Genomic DNA, 16,261 nt, shown 5'->3' on the forward strand with positions numbered 1-16,261 from the left:
GCATTCATGCGGCACATTGCCGGATGGCAACGCTAACGCGTTTTATCCGGCCTACTCGCCGATTAATGAGATTTGACTGATTTTACGCCCAGCCAGTCGACGATCCCCTGGGCGGCATGCCGCCCTTCCGCCATAGCCGTCACCACCAGGTCTGCACCGCGTACCGCGTCACCACCGGCAAAGATTTTCGGGTTACTGGTTTGATAACGGTATGCACTTTCAACATCGGCGGCAATGCGCCCCCAGTTATCGACCTTAACGCCATGCGACTCCAGCCACGGCATGCCATGTGGGTGAAAACCAAACGCCATAATCACCGCATCTGCGGGCATCACAAACTCACTCCCGGCAATGGGAACCGGGCGGCGACGGCCCTGCGCATCAGGTTCGCCAAGTTGAGTACGTAAGAAACGCACACCGCTGACTCGCCCATCGGCATGCAACACCAGCTCAACCGGCTGAACGTTAAACTCGAAATTTGCCCCCTCTTCCCGGGCGTTCTTCACCTCTTTTTTCGAGCCGGGCATGTTGGCTTCATCACGACGATAGGCGCAGGTCACCTGGCTTGCGCCATGACGCAGGGCGGTTCGCACACAGTCCATTGCCGTATCGCCTCCGCCCAGCACAACCACGTTTAGTCCGGCGGTATCGATAAACGGTTCTTCAGGCAGTTCCTCCAGCCCCATCACCTGCTTGGTGTTGGCAATCAGGAACGGCAGCGCATCATACACGCCTGGCGCGTCTTCATTTGGCAGGTCCGCCTTCATGGAACGATAGGTTCCTACGCCCACGAACACGGCATCGTAATCCTCCAGCAGCTTTTCAAGCGCGACATCCTTACCCACTTGACAATTAAGTTCAAAATGAATGCCCATGGCGCTGAAGATTTCACGGCGACGCGCCAGCAGCGATTTGTCCAGCTTGAAGGCCGGAATACCGAACGTCAGCAAACCGCCAATTTCAGGATGGCGATCGTAAACGGTGGCGCTGACGCCGCTGCGCGCAAGCACATCCGCACAGGCCAGACCCGCCGGACCCGCACCGATGATGGCAACACGCTTGTCCACTTTCTGCACATGGCTTAAGTCCGGTCGCCATCCTTTACTCAGCGCCCGATCGGAGATGTAACGCTCAATATTACCGATGGTAACTGCGCCATGCTCGCTACGCACCGTACATGCCCCTTCGCAGAGTCGATCCTGCGGGCATACGCGTCCGGTCACCTCCGGCAGGCAGTTGGTCTGGTGAGAAAGCTCAACCGCCGCGTCGATATTCCCGGCTTTGACCAGTTCAATCCACTGCGGAATGTGGTTATGCAGTGGACAGGTCCATTCGCAGATACTGTGGTCGCCGCATTTCAGGCAGCGAGAGGCTTCGCGCTCCGCCTGCGCCGTACGAAACGGCAGATAGATCTCTTCAAAGCTGGTTTTCCGGGCCTCAATCGCCAGTTTATCCGGCTCCCCGCGCGCAGGCGTCGCCTGCATTTGCTCACGTTTAGTGATGACATGTGGAACAAAATCGGTAGTGCTGGCATGCCATGGCTGGCTTTCCAGACTTGCGGTACGCAGCCTGCGCGCTTTTGACAGACCGGTAAGCGAATTTTCCGTCACCAGCTGTAACGCCTGCGCCGGACAGTTCTCTACGCAGGCGGGTCCCTGTTCACGCCCCTGGCACAGATCGCATTTGTGCGCGGTAGCTTTCACCTTCCCTTTGGCGACGGGAGTGAGTACGATCTGCATCGTGCCGAAAGGGCAGGCTACAACGCACGATTTACAGCCAATACACTTTTGCGGGTTCACCTGAACGCTGTCGTTATCATGGCTAATTGCCCCGTTTGGGCAACTTCTGGCGCAGGGTGCATCTTCGCAGTGGTGGCAGGTCACCGCGCTGCGCTGCTGCTGATGCTTAATGACGGTAATTCGGGGCTGAAAATGCCGTTGGCTCAGGACATGCTGTTCGCCATTGTGAGCCATGACGCAGGCGACCTCACAGGCATGGCATCCCAGGCACTGCTGGCTATTGACCATAATAAAACGATTCATGGCTTCCTTCTTTTTTGGTTGCAAAAACCTTATTCTTTATAAGAGTGTTATTAACCGACACGGAAGGAAGCGGCAATGTTCATTTGCCCAGGAAGCACAACTATTTATCCAGAACCTGTGGCAGATCAATTTATTTCATCGCATATGAAATTGTGTTTCAGTTACCATCCAGTTTCATGGCGTTTTATTAACATTTATCAAATACACCGCATCGTTCACGCTGTTTTCAGGCGCGACGTGTATTGTGTGAGGATGCACAAGTGACGGTAAAGCGTCCGGTCTCGGCCAGTCTGGCTAAAGCTTTTTTCTACATAGTGATGCTGTCGATTCTCTCAACGGGTATTGCGCTGCTCACGCTGACCAGCAGCTTGCGAGATGCCGAAGCCATCAACGTTGCTGGCTCATTGCGCATGCAAAGCTACCGTCTGGGTTACGATCTACAAAGCCAGAGCCCGCAGCTTAATGCCCACCGCCAGCTTTTCCAGCAGGCGCTAAACTCGCCAGCATTACAGAATCTGAACGCGTGGTATGTGCCACAAGCGGTAAAAAGCCGCTATGGACGTCTGCATGCTAACTGGCTGGAAATGAACGCCCGCCTGATCGACGGCGATTTAAAATGGTACCAGGCCAACATCAACAACTACGTCGATCAGATCGATCTCTTCGTGCTGGCGTTGCAGCATTATGCCGAACGTAAAGTAATGCTGGTATTTGGCATCTCGCTGGCGGGCGGGATCGGCATATTCACCCTCGTCTTCTTTACCCTGCGGCGCATTCGCCAGCAGGTGGTGCGTCCGCTGAATAAACTGGTGATGGCCAGTCAGCAAATTGAACACGGTCAATTTGATATCCCACCGCTGGATACCGGTTTGCCTAATGAACTGGGGTTGCTGGGCAAAACATTTAGCCAGATGTCGAGTGAATTACACAAACTGTATCGCTCGCTGGAAGCGTCTGTGGCCGAGAAAACTCACGATCTGCACGAAGCCAATCGCCGTCTGGAGGTGTTGTATCAGTGCTCGCAGGCGTTAAATACCAGCCAGATTGATGTGCACTGCTTCCGCCATATTTTACAGATCGTCCGCGAACATGACGCCGCGTATTTCCTTGAACTCACTGTCGGTGATAACTGGCGGATTAGCGAAGGGACTAAAAGCCTCGAGCTACCGATGCAGATCCTGCCTGTCACCATGCAGGAAACCGTCTACGGCGAACTGCACTGGCAAAGTCCAAACGTCAATGCTTCTACTCCGCTGCTCAACAGCGTCTCCTCGATGCTGGGACGCGGGTTGTACTTCAACCAGGCGCAAAAACATTTTCAGCAGCTGTTGTTAATGGAGGAGCGAGCGACGATTGCACGCGAGCTGCACGACTCGCTGGCGCAGGTGCTCTCTTATTTACGCATTCAGCTCACGTTGCTTAAACGTTCAATCCCGGAGGATAACGCCCCGGCGCAAAGCATTATGGCGGATTTCTCCCAGGCGCTGAACGATGCCTACCGTCAGCTACGCGAACTGCTCACCACCTTCCGTCTGACCTTACAGCAGGCAGACTTACCCTCCGCCCTGCATGAAATGCTGGAAACGCTGCAAAATCAAACCTCAGCTAAACTCACACTCGACTGTCGGTTACCCACGCTGGCGTTGGATGCGCAAATGCAGGTGCACCTGTTGCAGATCATCCGCGAAGCGGTGCTGAACGCCATTAAGCATGCCAGTGCGAGCGAAATTGCCGTCAGCTGCGTAACGGCTCCGGACGGCAACCACACGGTTTATATCCGCGATAACGGCATCGGCATTGGCGAGCCGCATGAGCCTGCAGGGCACTATGGACTAAATATTATGCGTGAGCGGGCGGAAAGACTAAGCGGCACGTTGACCTTCTCTCAACCTTCCGGAGGGGGTACGTTGGTGAGCATCAGTTTCCGTTCGGCTGAATCAGACAGTGAGCTAACGTAAAGAACCGCAAAGCGCCGTCGGGTCTGGATCCAGGCCTGACGGCGTTGGCACGAAAGGTATGCTGTAAACGGGCATGATAATTTACATTATCTTCTTTTTTTCTCCACGTTTGACCCGTACCTTGCCGCTAAAGTGAAGCAAGCCATACCCATAACGATACGCAGAAACACGAGGTCCTCTTTTAATGGCGAATTTTTTCATCGATCGCCCCATTTTTGCCTGGGTGTTAGCTATCCTGTTGTGCCTGACAGGAGCCCTGGCTATTTTTTCACTGCCCGTTGAGCAATATCCCGATCTGGCACCGCCAAACGTGCGTGTCACCGCCAACTATCCTGGCGCTTCGGCTCAGACTCTGGAAAACACCGTCACCCAGGTTATCGAGCAGAACATGACCGGTCTCGATAACCTGATGTACATGTCATCGCAGAGCAGCGGGACAGGTCAGGCTACGGTTACGTTGAGCTTCGTTGCCGGAACCGATCCTGACGAGGCCGTCCAGCAGGTGCAAAACCAGCTGCAATCGGCAATGCGTAAACTGCCGCAGGCAGTACAGGATCAGGGGGTCACGGTGCGTAAGACCGGGGACACCAATATTCTGACTATCGCCTTTGTCTCCACCGATGGCTCAATGGATAAGCAGGACATCGCCGACTACGTCGCCAGTAACATTCAGGATCCACTCAGCCGTATTAACGGCGTAGGAGATATTGACGCTTACGGCTCACAGTACTCCATGCGTATCTGGCTTGACCCGGCCAAACTGAACAGTTTCCAGATGACCGCTAAAGATGTGACCGACGCTATCGAGTCACAGAATGCGCAGATTGCCGTCGGGCAACTTGGCGGTACGCCTTCGGTGGACAAGCAGGCGCTGAACGCGACGATCAACGCCCAGTCGCTACTGCAGACTCCGGATGAATTCCGCGCCATTACGCTACGCGTCAACCAGGATGGTTCAGAAGTTAAACTGGGCGATGTGGCGACGGTCGAAATGGGTGCTGAAAAGTATGATTACCTCAGCCGCTTTAATGGAAATCCTGCCTCCGGCCTGGGCGTGAAGCTGGCTTCAGGCGCCAATGAAATGGCGACAGCAACGCTGGTCATTAACCGTCTGAACGAGCTGTCACAATATTTTCCGCATGGGCTGGAATATAAGGTGGCTTATGAAACCACCTCCTTTGTCAAAGCCTCAATCATCGACGTGGTAAAAACCCTGCTGGAAGCTATTGCACTGGTATTCCTCGTGATGTACCTGTTCCTGCAAAACTTCCGCGCCACGCTGATTCCCACCATCGCCGTTCCCGTCGTCCTGATGGGTACCTTCTCCGTGCTTTACGCCTTTGGCTATAGCGTAAACACCTTGACGATGTTTGCGATGGTGCTGGCGATCGGTCTGCTGGTCGATGACGCCATTGTGGTGGTGGAAAACGTCGAGCGTATTATGAGTGAGGAAGGACTCTCACCGCGGGAAGCGACACGGAAATCGATGGGGCAAATCCAGGGTGCGCTGGTCGGTATCGCCATGGTGCTGTCAGCGGTGTTTATCCCGATGGCCTTCTTCGGCGGCACTACCGGGGCCATTTACCGCCAGTTCTCGATTACTATCGTCTCCGCCATGGTGCTGTCTGTTCTGGTGGCGATGATCCTGACCCCCGCTCTGTGCGCCACCCTGCTCAAACCACTGCATAAGGGCGAGCATCACGGACAAACCGGTTTCTTCGGCTGGTTTAACCGGATGTTTAATCGCAACGCCGAGCGCTACGAAAAAGGCGTTGCCAGAATTCTGCACCGCAGCCTGCGCTGGATACTGATCTACGGCCTGCTGCTCGGTGGAATGGTTTTCCTGTTCCTGCGCCTGCCAACCTCCTTCCTGCCGCTGGAAGACCGCGGCATGTTTACCACCTCGGTACAGCTGCCCAGCGGCTCCACACAGCAGCAAACATTGAAAGTGGTTGAGGAAGTGGAGAAGTATTACTTCACCCATGAGAAAGACAACATTATGTCAGTCTTTTCCACGGTCGGTTCTGGCCCTGGCGGGAACGGTCAAAACGTGGCGCGTATGTTTGTCCGCTTAAAAGACTGGGATGAGCGCGACACCACTACCGGAACCTCTTTCGCCATCATCGAACGTGCGACCAAAGCCTTTAATAAGATTAAAGAAGCCCGCGTCTTCGCCAGCAGCCCTCCGGCTATCAGCGGCCTCGGAAGCTCTGCCGGTTTCGATATGGAGCTGCAGGATCACGCCGGTGCGGGCCATGATGCGTTAATGGCCGCGCGCGACAAACTCATTGAGCTGGCCGGGAAAGACACGTCCCTGACCCGCGTTCGTCATAACGGTCTGGACGACAGCCCGCAGTTGCAAATTGATATCGATCAGCGCAAAGCCCAGGCGCTGGGCGTTTCCATCGACGACATCAACGACACATTGCAAACGGCCTGGGGTTCCAGCTACGTCAATGACTTTATGGACCGGGGCCGCGTGAAGAAGGTTTACGTGCAGGCGGCAGCAAAATATCGCATGCTCCCGGACGACATTAACTTGTGGTACGTCCGCAACAACAGCGGTGGCATGGTGCCTTTTTCGGCCTTTGCGACTTCACGCTGGGAAACGGGTTCTCCACGTCTGGAACGCTATAACGGCTACTCCGCGGTCGAGATTGTCGGCGAAGCTGCGCCGGGCGTCAGTACCGGTACGGCAATGGACGTGATGGAATCGCTGGTGCGCCAGTTACCGACAGAGTTTGGCCTCGAATGGACTGCGATGTCTTATCAGGAACGGCTATCGGGCTCTCAGGCCCCTGCCCTGTACGCCATTTCTTTGCTGGTCGTGTTCCTGTGTCTGGCGGCACTGTACGAAAGCTGGTCGGTACCCTTCTCCGTCATGCTGGTCGTGCCATTGGGGGTTATTGGCGCGCTACTGGCGACCTGGATGCGCGGCCTGGAAAACGATGTTTATTTCCAGGTCGGGTTACTTACCGTGATCGGGCTATCGGCGAAGAACGCAATATTGATTGTTGAATTCGCCAATGAGATGAACGAGAAAGGACACGATCTGCTCGACGCCACGCTCCATGCTTGTCGCCAACGTTTACGCCCAATTCTGATGACGTCACTGGCGTTTATCTTCGGGGTGCTGCCGATGACCATCAGCAGTGGCGCTGGTTCTGGCGGTCAACATGCGGTGGGGACAGGCGTAATGGGCGGGATGATTTCAGCCACTATCCTGGCGATTTACTTCGTTCCCCTGTTCTTTGTGCTGGTGCGCAGACGCTTCCCATTGAAGCCACGCCCAGAATAATCGGACACAAAAAAGGCGACTTACGTTGAGTCGCCTTTTTTTATCCTTTACAGGATATGAATTTCTTCCAGAAAATTATTTACGAAGCATCACTTCGATAAAGTCTTTCCAGTTCCCCAGTTCACGTTCAATCATAACAACCTCTCTTATTATTATGGGCATTCTACGAAATCATCATCATTAAAAGAAGGCAATTTAACCGATGGTTGCGATTGATTCCTCCAGTGTTTGGGGTTTATGTGATCACTATGCGCTATACCCATAAATTTTATGTGACTTACTGCAATATTTTGAAATATTCATACATCATCTACTACTTTTGCAATTCTGATGGAAAAACAGTCTGATGCAAACAGGCAGATTCTGATTTTTAGTTATACGGTATTTTTTGGAGCTTTCAGGAATCATTATTCACTGTTGTTCAACAATGTTATATTTTTCTATAACGATTGAATGACAATATGTATTATTCATTGCCACAGAATAAAAGAATAAAAGAATAAATATTCAAGTTACGTCAATAAGGATTCAAATGATCACCCTTTACGGCATTAAGAATTGCGACACGATTAAAAAAGCCAGACGCTGGTTGGAGGCTCAAGGTATTGACTACCGCTTTCATGATTATCGCGTCGACGGTCTGGACAACACGCTATTACAGTCCTTTATCAGCGAATTAGGTTGGGAGGCGCTGCTCAATACGCGTGGAACCACCTGGCGTAAACTCGATGAATCCACGCGCAGTCAAATCACCGATGCGGCTTCCGCCGCCGCGTTGATGATTGAAATGCCAGCAATTATCAAACGCCCATTGCTCTGCGCGCTGGGTAAGCCTATGCTGCTTGGTTTCAGTGAATCCAGTTATACTCTGTTTTTTAATGAGGTGTAGTCTATGTCGTGCCCGGTCATTGAGCTGACACAGCAGCTTATTCGCCGTCCTTCCCTGAGCCCGGATGATGCCGGGTGCCAGGCGTTAATGATTGAACGCCTGCGTGCGGTAGGTTTTACCGTTGAGCGAATGGACTTTGGTGACACACAGAATTTTTGGGCATGGCGCGGTAAAGGTGAGACCCTGGCATTTGCCGGTCACACCGACGTAGTGCCTGCCGGCGATGTCGATCGCTGGATCAATCCACCGTTCGAACCGACCATTCGCGATGGCATGTTGTTCGGGCGTGGCGCTGCCGATATGAAGGGTTCACTGGCGGCGATGGTCGTGGCCGCAGAACGTTTTGTCGCCCAGCATCCAAACCATCAGGGTCGTCTGGCCTTTTTGATAACGTCTGACGAAGAAGCCAGCGCCAAAAACGGCACCGTGAAGGTGGTTGAAGCGCTGATGGCGCGTAATGAACGACTGGATTATTGCCTGGTGGGTGAGCCATCCAGCACGGAAATCGTTGGCGACGTGGTGAAAAATGGACGTCGTGGTTCACTGACCTGCAACCTGACCATTCACGGCGTGCAGGGCCACGTAGCCTATCCGCATCTGGCCGATAACCCGGTACACCGCGCGGCCCCCATGCTCAACGAACTGGTGGCGATCGAGTGGGATCAGGGTAACGAATTCTTCCCGGCGACCAGCATGCAGATTGCCAATATTCAGGCTGGAACCGGAAGCAACAACGTTATCCCTGGAGAACTGTTTATCCAGTTCAACTTCCGTTTCAGCACTGAGCTGACCGATGAGATGATTAAAGCACGGGTTCACGCGCTGCTGGAGAAACATCAGCTGCGTTATACCGTCGACTGGTGGCTTTCCGGTCAGCCGTTCCTGACCGAACGCGGTAAACTGGTGGATGCAGTGGTGAACGCCATTGAGCACTATAATGAGATTAAACCGCAGTTACTGACTACAGGCGGGACGTCCGACGGGCGTTTTATTGCCCGCATGGGGGCGCAGGTAGTAGAACTTGGGCCGGTCAACGCCACTATTCATAAAATTAATGAATGTGTTAATGCCGCCGACCTGCAGCTGCTTGCCCGTATGTATCAACGTATCATGGAGCAACTCGTCGCCTGATGAGTGTTCCTGTAAGAGGAAATGAGCATGGACTGGCTGGCAAAATATTGGTGGATTCTGGTGTTGGTGTTTCTGGTAGGCGTGCTGCTGAACGTGATTAAAGATCTCAAGCGCGTCGATCACAAGAAATTTCTTGCCAACAAGCCGGAGCTTCCCCCGCATCGTGACTTTAACGATAAATGGGATGACGACGACGATTGGCCGAATAAGGACCAACCGAAGAAATAATTAGTAGGCAGATAATTCCCGTAGGCCCGGTAAGCGTTAGCGCCACCGGGCATTACGTGCCGGATGGCAACGCTTCGCGTTTTATCCGGCCTACGGTGATCAATCAGATCATGGCAATCACATCATCATCGTGAGGCTTACCGCCGCTCAGCGCTTCATCAAAGTAGTGCTTCGGTACGGTAAAACGCAGATGATCGAGCGCAAACTGCATGCTGCGTTCATCAATGGCGTGCCCCAGATTTTCGACGATATCCAGCGTCACATCCCCACCGGCGCGAATTAACGCTTCCTGCGCGGCAACGGCATGAGATAACTCAATTACCCGGTCTTCGCCACCGTGAATCAAATGCACCGTCGTCGCGGTGGTTGCAGCCTCTGGCAAGGTGGCATAGCGGCCATTGAAGGCGATAACCCGCGACGCCAGCCCCGGCTCAGCTTTGATGCTCTCAAGTGACATAATCGACCCTTGAGAAAAACCAATCAGCGCGGTTGCCTGCGGCGAAACGCCGCTTTGCTTCTGCCAGTAGCGCACGGTTTCGATAAACACCGGCATAATGGCGTCAACACGTTCCTGACGATTCTCTTCTGTTACGCCCTGCACCGAAAACCACTGACGTCCGGACGTCGTTCCGTAAGGCTCTGCTCCACCAATGCTAACGATTAGCGCATCCGGAAACAGCGGCGCAAACCAGGAGCCGATTTCGCCCATGGCAACCGGGTTATCGCCGACGCCATGAAACAGCAGCAGTAGCTGTTGAGCGGGTTTATCGGGACTTTGAACAACAAAATGGTCATGTTTCATGGCGATCTCCTTAACTGATGAGAATCATTCTACGCCGCTTAACCGCAATGACCATGCCAGGAAATTGAAGAAGTTAGTGAAAAAATTGCCATTGCATAATGCGATTATGTAGCCGCTGTTCACGCTCTGCATCCAGCTGATTTAATGCCTGTGCCGCTTCGGCGCGCTGAATGACCAGCAACGCTTTACGACCAGAAATCTTGAGCTGTTGGCACAATTCGGCGTCGCTACGTTTAGCCTGGATGCGTCCGCGCAAGGCCGGAAGAGGTAACTCACTGTGCTCAAGCAGACGACTCAGACAGCCTAGCGACGTCAATAATGGCCGATGCGCGAAGGCAAACCCAGCCAGCTCAGCCCAGTCATCCTCATTAAGCGTAGTCTCTTTCAGCGGGACCAGCGGAATGCTCTCACCGTTCCATCGCGCAAGGATTTCCGCATCACGGCGCAAATGCTGGTGCTCCCGCTCGGCAAGGCGTTTCCCCGCTTCGCTAATGGGAAGTAACGCCATGGCGGTATAACAGCCGCTGCTGGCTTCCCGATGATTTCCCATTCGCACCAGCACAAAACCGCAGCGTTGCCAGAAACGCCATAGTTCAGCCGTATAACCAAAGCTGACGGACAGATAATCACACTGCATGGAATAACGCAGGGTCTGCATAATCAACTGCTGTCCGATACCTTCTCGCTGGCGAGCAGGATGAACCGCAATTCGACTGACCCGTCGCCCGACAAGCGTCGCCGCCAACGGGTCACCACCGTGCGCCGCCAGCGACTGCGCAACCAGATTCCCTCTCGGTCGACGATATCCGGCCCAGACGGCCTGGCTTAATTCCGCGGATAGTCCCCCTTCATCGACCAACCAGACAGCCCCCGCCACTGAGTCAGCGGTTGATGCCTGAAGAAAATGCTGACCAGGCGCGTCCATCATCCGCCGCAGGTCCAATGGCGAGGTGCGATAATGCGCTCCAGAAAGCAGCTGGTATACCGCTAACGGCAGCGCCGGATTAACATGCCAGGACTGTTGCTCAAATGCCGAGAAGTGAAGCTCCCCCAATGGGGCATGCGTGAACGTTTCATCATCAAACACCAGCACATCGCTGACGATTTGCTCCAGCGGACATCCCTGCGCCCAGCGTACCGGTTGTTGCAACTCATAGTGTTGAAGATTGGGGAAGCGGGCACAGAATTTCAGCAGGAAGCCTCTCCCCGTTCCCTCGTAGCCTTGTACTGTAGTGGTTAACAGCGTTCGAGGAAAACGCGCCACCAGTTGGTGCAGCAGCGGCGCGGGGATCGCGGCGGCTTCATCCACAATTAGCCAGTCTGCGATTGCAGAACTGCTTAACAGCGCATCCGGGGCCATAAAACGGTAACGCTCTCCGGCAAATTGCGCCAGCACATCGGTTGCCGCTTTGGCAGGCGCTGTCACAATCGCAGTGCCATTAATCCGCGCTATGAGTTGCCCTGCCAGAGCGGATTTGCCCCGACCCCGTGCCGCCGTCACCGCAACCACACCGGGAGGCATAGCCAGCAAATGATTTAATATCATCGCCTGTTCTGGCTGGGGTTCGCCGGTTGCCGCGTGCCAGGCTGCGCGAGCAGGAAAGTGCGGACAGGCAACCGGCTGATGCTGTTGCCAGTGCAGAGCCTGTCTATCGCGGGAAATCACCCGTTTGACGTGTTCAATAAAGTGCGGTGTAGGGATAGGTTCAGCACAATCGCTCCAGCGTAGTGAATCCGCGTCCGGATGCGTGTGCCAGGAATGCCAGGGTGGGGTCAGCAAAACCAGCCAACTGCCAGCAAGCAGTGTGCCGCTTAAGGCGGCAAACGCCGCAGCGTCAAAACCCTGCCCTGCGTCAAAAACCGCATGACGAAACTCGCGCCCTAATAATGTTTTTAGCGCCTGCGGCGTACAGCACGGCTCGGTAGGGGCTTGCTCCCCTACCCACAGCCAGTCGCCGGGTAACGTGCTACGTAGCGCTAATGCCTGTTCCTGACACCAGTTATCCTCGCCGCTGATAATCAGCAGACGACGGATCCCTTCGTGGGTCATTTGTTCGGTTAACGCGCTCAGCGCCGTGTTATCGGACATCCCTGCCTCAGTATCTTAAATACCTTTACCAAAAGTATTACATTGCCCCGGATCGCCGCTGTCAAAGCCGCGTTTGAACCAGGTAAAACGCTGTTCAGAGGTTCCGTGAGTAAAGCTGTCCGGCACGACGCGTCCTTGTCCCTGCTGTTGCAGACGATCGTCACCAATGGCCTGTGCGGCGTTCAGTGCCTCTTCCAGGTCACCAGACTCCAGTACGCCCTGCTGCTGCATGCTGTGGCCCCAGACACCGGCAAAGCAGTCTGCCTGCAGTTCCATTCGAACGGAAAGACGGTTCACTTCTGCCTGTGAGGCATTCTGCTGCATCTGACGAACTTTAGGTTCAATGCCCAGCAGTTTCTGCACGTGGTGACCCACTTCATGGGCGATAACATAGCCCTGAGCAAAATCACCATCGGCGCCCAGCTTGTTTTTCATGTCGTCATAGAATGAAAGGTCGATGTAAACCGTACCATCTGCCGGGCAATAAAACGGTCCCATCACGGACTGACCCGCGCCGCAGCCGGTACGCGTCGCGCCCCGGTACATCACCAGCTTCGGCTGTTGGTAGGTGCGACCCATTTTTTCAAACTGCTGTCCCCAGGTATCTTCTGTTGTAGCCAGAATCACCGAGGTAAATTTTGCCGCTTCATCATCGTTTGGGCTGATGGAGCGTGATGATTGCTGTTGGGAGACCGGCTGGCCAGTCATTAGCCCGGTGAGATCCACGCCATAGTAACCCGCCACCAGCACCACAATCAGCAGGATGATGCCTCCTTTACCACTGGGCAGACGAAAACCAGGCCCACCCATAGAGGGGCCGCCAGAGCTGTTTCGTCTGTCTTCCACGTTGTCACTTTCACGACGCCCTTGCCAGCGCATAATCACCTCAACTTTTTATTCATTATGATGATGATCGTAGGCGGTTCGGAACAGGATTACCATAAGAAATAGTAATCAAATCAGGTGGGGTTAATGAGCCGGAGAGCGATCGCCGGCTCAGGGGAAGATTAGTCTAACTTCACACCCAGGCGATGCGCGACGGCTTCATAGGCTTCGATCAGGCCGCCCAGACTCTGGCGGAAGCGATCTTTGTCCATTTTATCCAGCGTTTCTTTGTCCCACAGGCGGCTACCGTCCGGTGAGAATTCATCACCCAGGACCACTTCACCTTTATACAAACCAAACTCAAGTTTGAAGTCGACCAGAATCAGACCAGCATCATCAAACATCTTTTTCAGCACGTCGTTAGCTTTGTAGGTCAGCTCTTTCATACGTGCCAGATTCTCTTTGCTCACCCAACCAAAAGTTTCGCAATAGGAATCGTTAATCATTGGATCGTGCATAGCATCGTTTTTCAGGAACAGATCAAACAGCGGCGGATTCAGTTCAATACCTTCCTCAACGCCTAAACGCTTAACCAGAGAGCCTGCCGCGCGGTTACGTACCACACATTCAACCGGTACCATCTCCAGTTTTTTCACCAGACATTCGGTATCAGAAAGCAGTCGCTCCATCTGGGTAGGAATACCCGCTTCTTGCAGTTTAGTCATAATGAAATGGTTGAATTTGTTGTTCACCATGCCTTTACGGTCAAACTGTTCAATGCGCGCGCCATCCCCTGCTGACGTATCATTGCGGAATTCGAGCACCAACAGGTCCGGGTTTTCCGTGCTGTATACGGTCTTCGCTTTACCACGATACAACTCAGCTTGCTTTTGCATCTTTATTACTCCTGGGTGTGAATTAACGATAAATATTGCGTTTTTCTGCCGACGCACACGTTTGCGTATCATATCAGAAAAAAAGGGCTGGAGTTATCCAGCCCTTTATTTTTACTTACTGAACGCTGCCTGGAAGACGGCGACCAGCGCGTCGTTCTGGCTTTGCGTCAGGGTATGCCCCTTCGGATCGATAAACTGCAAGCTGCTGCGGTTGTCTAAATCACCGACCTGCAGTTTATAGTCGCCGGATACCAGACCCGGATCGCTTGCGCCCAACTCCTGCCAGTTGCTATCGGACAGTGGTTTGTAGGTCACCGCGATGCTGCCCTGAGAACGGGTGCTGTCGGTTACCTTCATCCCCACTTTCTCAAGCGCTGCCGGCAGACGCTGCCACACCACGTTGAACGGCCCACGTACCACCAGCATTGGTAAACCTGTGTCATCGGCGGCGCTCTGAACATCCATGGTGGCTGCAGAGCGGTTCTGCGCGGCATTCGCGGCGTCGGTGGCGTTTTTATCCAGACCAGCAGAGATAACGTTCATCATCTCAGCGCTGTAGCGCTGCATTGATGCCGCATCGGCTACGGGTTTACCCGCCTGCTCGAGGTTAACCAGTTTCACCGTTACCGCTTGCTGATAGCCCTGCGGTTTAACCGAGATTTGATAACGTCCACGGTACTGCTCGTCTTCATCCAGACGGTTCCAGTCAACCCAGTCGGTGGTCAACGTCTGGCTGGCATCATCACGTTTGGTGATCGTGTAGTTTTTAGACTGAATGACGCTAACGACCTGCGGCCACAGTGTGTTGCCACGACCGTTTTCCACCAGTAATGTCGACGTATCACCCGCGATCTGTGTGCGAGCACCGGTGACTAATGCTAACGGCTGAGCCGGTGGACGAATATCCAGCGCTTTACCCACGGCACCACTGCCGTTGGTTACCGGGATATTATAGTCGCCCGACATAACCGGCAAAATCATCCCAGCTGGAGCATGAAGCTCAGCAAGCGGTGCGGCCTCCAGATAGGATTCATCACCGCTCACCTGGCGCTTATAGCGCGAGTCAGAGCTACAGGCCGCGAGCAACATAACAAGCGAAACACCCGCAACCTTGGCCAGGCGCGACTTTTGTACTGAGTAAGCCATCAAATCTCCCTAAACTTTACAGCAAACCGGCATGCTTAAGCGCCGCTTTGACGATTTCACGAGCATTGTCCGTAATTGGCGTCATCGGCAGACGTAGCGTATCGGTCGCCACAAGTCCCAACTCCTTACACGCCCATTTCACGGGGATAGGATTGGGTTCGACAAATAGTTTGTTGTGTAACGGCATCAGACGCTGGTTAATCACCCGCGCCTCGGCAAATTGCCCGGCTGCCGCCAGTTTGCACATTTCAGCCATATCACGTGCCGCAACGTTAGACGTTACGGAAATCACGCCATGACCACCGAGCTGCATAAAATCCAGTCCGGTCGCGTCATCACCGCTGAGCAGAATAAAGTCGTCCGAAACCAGCTCTTTGATCTGGTGAACGCGACTTAAGTTCCCCGTGGCCTCTTTAATAGCGATAATATTTTTAACTTTCGCCAGACGACCAACGGTTTCCGGCAGCATATCGCAGCCAGTACGGGACGGCACATTATACAGAATTTGCGGCAGGTCAGTATGCTCAGCGATGGCTTTGAAATGCTGGAACAAACCTTCCTGGGTTGGGCGGTTGTAGTAAGGCGTCACCGTCAGGCAGCCGACAACACCGCTGTCGTTGAAACGCTGCGTCAGACTAATGGCTTCCGCGGTCGCATTGGCGCCGGTTCCGGCAATCACCGGAATACGCCCGTCAGCCAGTTCCAGCGTCATCATCACCACATCGCCATGTTCATCATGACTCAGGGTGGCGGACTCACCGGTGGTGCCAACAGAAACGATCGCCGAGGTGCCGCTGGCGACATGATAATCAATCAGTTTTTTCAGGCTCGACCGGCAGACTTTACCTTTCTCATCCATCGGCGTAACAAGCGCGACAATACTTCCCGTGAACATGGGCCATCCTCTGTGCAAACAAGTGTCTCAATGGTACGTTTGGTACGACAATAAAAGCAAGC

At 53.8% G+C, this 16,261-nt stretch carries 13 protein-coding genes; 5 read left to right on the top strand and 8 right to left on the bottom strand.

What is annotated here, in order from left to right:
- Positions 1 to 62: 62 nt before the first annotated feature.
- Positions 63 to 2,042, bottom strand: a complete 1,980-nt coding sequence (gene aegA, locus ACHHZ7_RS03750) for a formate-dependent uric acid utilization protein AegA (protein ID WP_060683457.1) — start codon at positions 2,040 to 2,042, stop codon at positions 63 to 65.
- Between the two features lie 260 nt (positions 2,043 to 2,302).
- On the opposite strand from aegA, the gene narQ reads away from it, so the two are divergent.
- Together narQ and acrD are read left to right on the top strand one after the other, a co-directional pair.
- A complete protein-coding gene (gene narQ, locus ACHHZ7_RS03755; RefSeq protein WP_032944178.1) occupies positions 2,303 to 4,000 on the top strand; it encodes a nitrate/nitrite two-component system sensor histidine kinase NarQ in 1,698 nt (565 codons plus the stop codon).
- A gap of 184 nt (positions 4,001 to 4,184) precedes the next feature.
- Entirely contained in the window at positions 4,185 to 7,298 is a 3,114-nt protein-coding gene (gene acrD / locus ACHHZ7_RS03760) for a multidrug efflux RND transporter permease AcrD (RefSeq protein ID WP_060683456.1), read from the top strand.
- A 75-nt stretch (positions 7,299 to 7,373) separates the two neighbouring features.
- Here acrD and ypfM read toward each other — a convergent pair whose 3' ends face one another.
- Entirely contained in the window at positions 7,374 to 7,433 is a 60-nt protein-coding gene (gene ypfM / locus ACHHZ7_RS03765) for a protein YpfM (RefSeq protein WP_001386977.1), read from the bottom strand.
- Positions 7,434 to 7,830: 397 nt separating this feature from the next.
- Between ypfM and ACHHZ7_RS03770 the strand changes: the two genes are divergently transcribed.
- Genes ACHHZ7_RS03770 through ACHHZ7_RS03780 form a run of 3 tightly spaced genes read left to right on the top strand, consistent with a single transcriptional unit; the run spans position 7,831 to position 9,546 of the window.
- Entirely contained in the window at positions 7,831 to 8,187 is a 357-nt protein-coding gene (locus tag ACHHZ7_RS03770; protein ID WP_060683455.1) for an ArsC family reductase, read from the top strand.
- Between the two features lie 3 nt (positions 8,188 to 8,190).
- Positions 8,191 to 9,318, top strand: coding sequence for a succinyl-diaminopimelate desuccinylase (gene dapE / locus ACHHZ7_RS03775; protein ID WP_003037976.1), 1,128 nt, complete (start codon positions 8,191 to 8,193; stop codon positions 9,316 to 9,318).
- A gap of 27 nt (positions 9,319 to 9,345) precedes the next feature.
- Complete coding sequence (locus tag ACHHZ7_RS03780) at positions 9,346 to 9,546, top strand: YpfN family protein (RefSeq protein ID WP_003835080.1); 201 nt, start codon at positions 9,346 to 9,348, stop codon at positions 9,544 to 9,546.
- A 103-nt stretch (positions 9,547 to 9,649) separates the two neighbouring features.
- Here the strand turns inward: ACHHZ7_RS03780 and ypfH are convergent, their stop codons facing one another.
- The 6 genes from ypfH to dapA all read right to left on the bottom strand — a co-directional run bounded on the left by ypfH (position 9,650) and on the right by dapA (position 16,199).
- A complete protein-coding gene (ypfH, locus tag ACHHZ7_RS03785; RefSeq protein WP_057066931.1) occupies positions 9,650 to 10,348 on the bottom strand; it encodes an esterase in 699 nt (232 codons plus the stop codon).
- A 73-nt stretch (positions 10,349 to 10,421) separates the two neighbouring features.
- The gene (locus ACHHZ7_RS03790) at positions 10,422 to 12,437 is read right to left on the bottom strand and encodes a tRNA(Met) cytidine acetyltransferase TmcA (RefSeq protein ID WP_395148636.1); all 2,016 of its coding nucleotides are present in this window, start codon (positions 12,435 to 12,437) and stop codon (positions 10,422 to 10,424) included.
- A 15-nt stretch (positions 12,438 to 12,452) separates the two neighbouring features.
- Positions 12,453 to 13,316: a neutral zinc metallopeptidase gene (locus ACHHZ7_RS03795; RefSeq protein ID WP_032944186.1), complete on the bottom strand. Its 864-nt coding sequence runs from the start codon at positions 13,314 to 13,316 to the stop codon at positions 12,453 to 12,455.
- A 128-nt stretch (positions 13,317 to 13,444) separates the two neighbouring features.
- A complete protein-coding gene (purC, locus tag ACHHZ7_RS03800; RefSeq protein WP_003835086.1) occupies positions 13,445 to 14,158 on the bottom strand; it encodes a phosphoribosylaminoimidazolesuccinocarboxamide synthase in 714 nt (237 codons plus the stop codon).
- A 111-nt stretch (positions 14,159 to 14,269) separates the two neighbouring features.
- A complete protein-coding gene (gene bamC / locus ACHHZ7_RS03805; protein ID WP_003835088.1) occupies positions 14,270 to 15,304 on the bottom strand; it encodes an outer membrane protein assembly factor BamC in 1,035 nt (344 codons plus the stop codon).
- 16 nt (positions 15,305 to 15,320) lie between these two features.
- Complete coding sequence (gene dapA / locus ACHHZ7_RS03810) at positions 15,321 to 16,199, bottom strand: 4-hydroxy-tetrahydrodipicolinate synthase (protein ID WP_003037957.1); 879 nt, start codon at positions 16,197 to 16,199, stop codon at positions 15,321 to 15,323.
- Positions 16,200 to 16,261 lie beyond the last annotated feature (62 nt).

Source organism: Citrobacter freundii complex sp. 2024EL-00216 (genome assembly GCF_043945515.1).
GTDB lineage: Bacteria > Pseudomonadota > Gammaproteobacteria > Enterobacterales > Enterobacteriaceae > Citrobacter > Citrobacter portucalensis.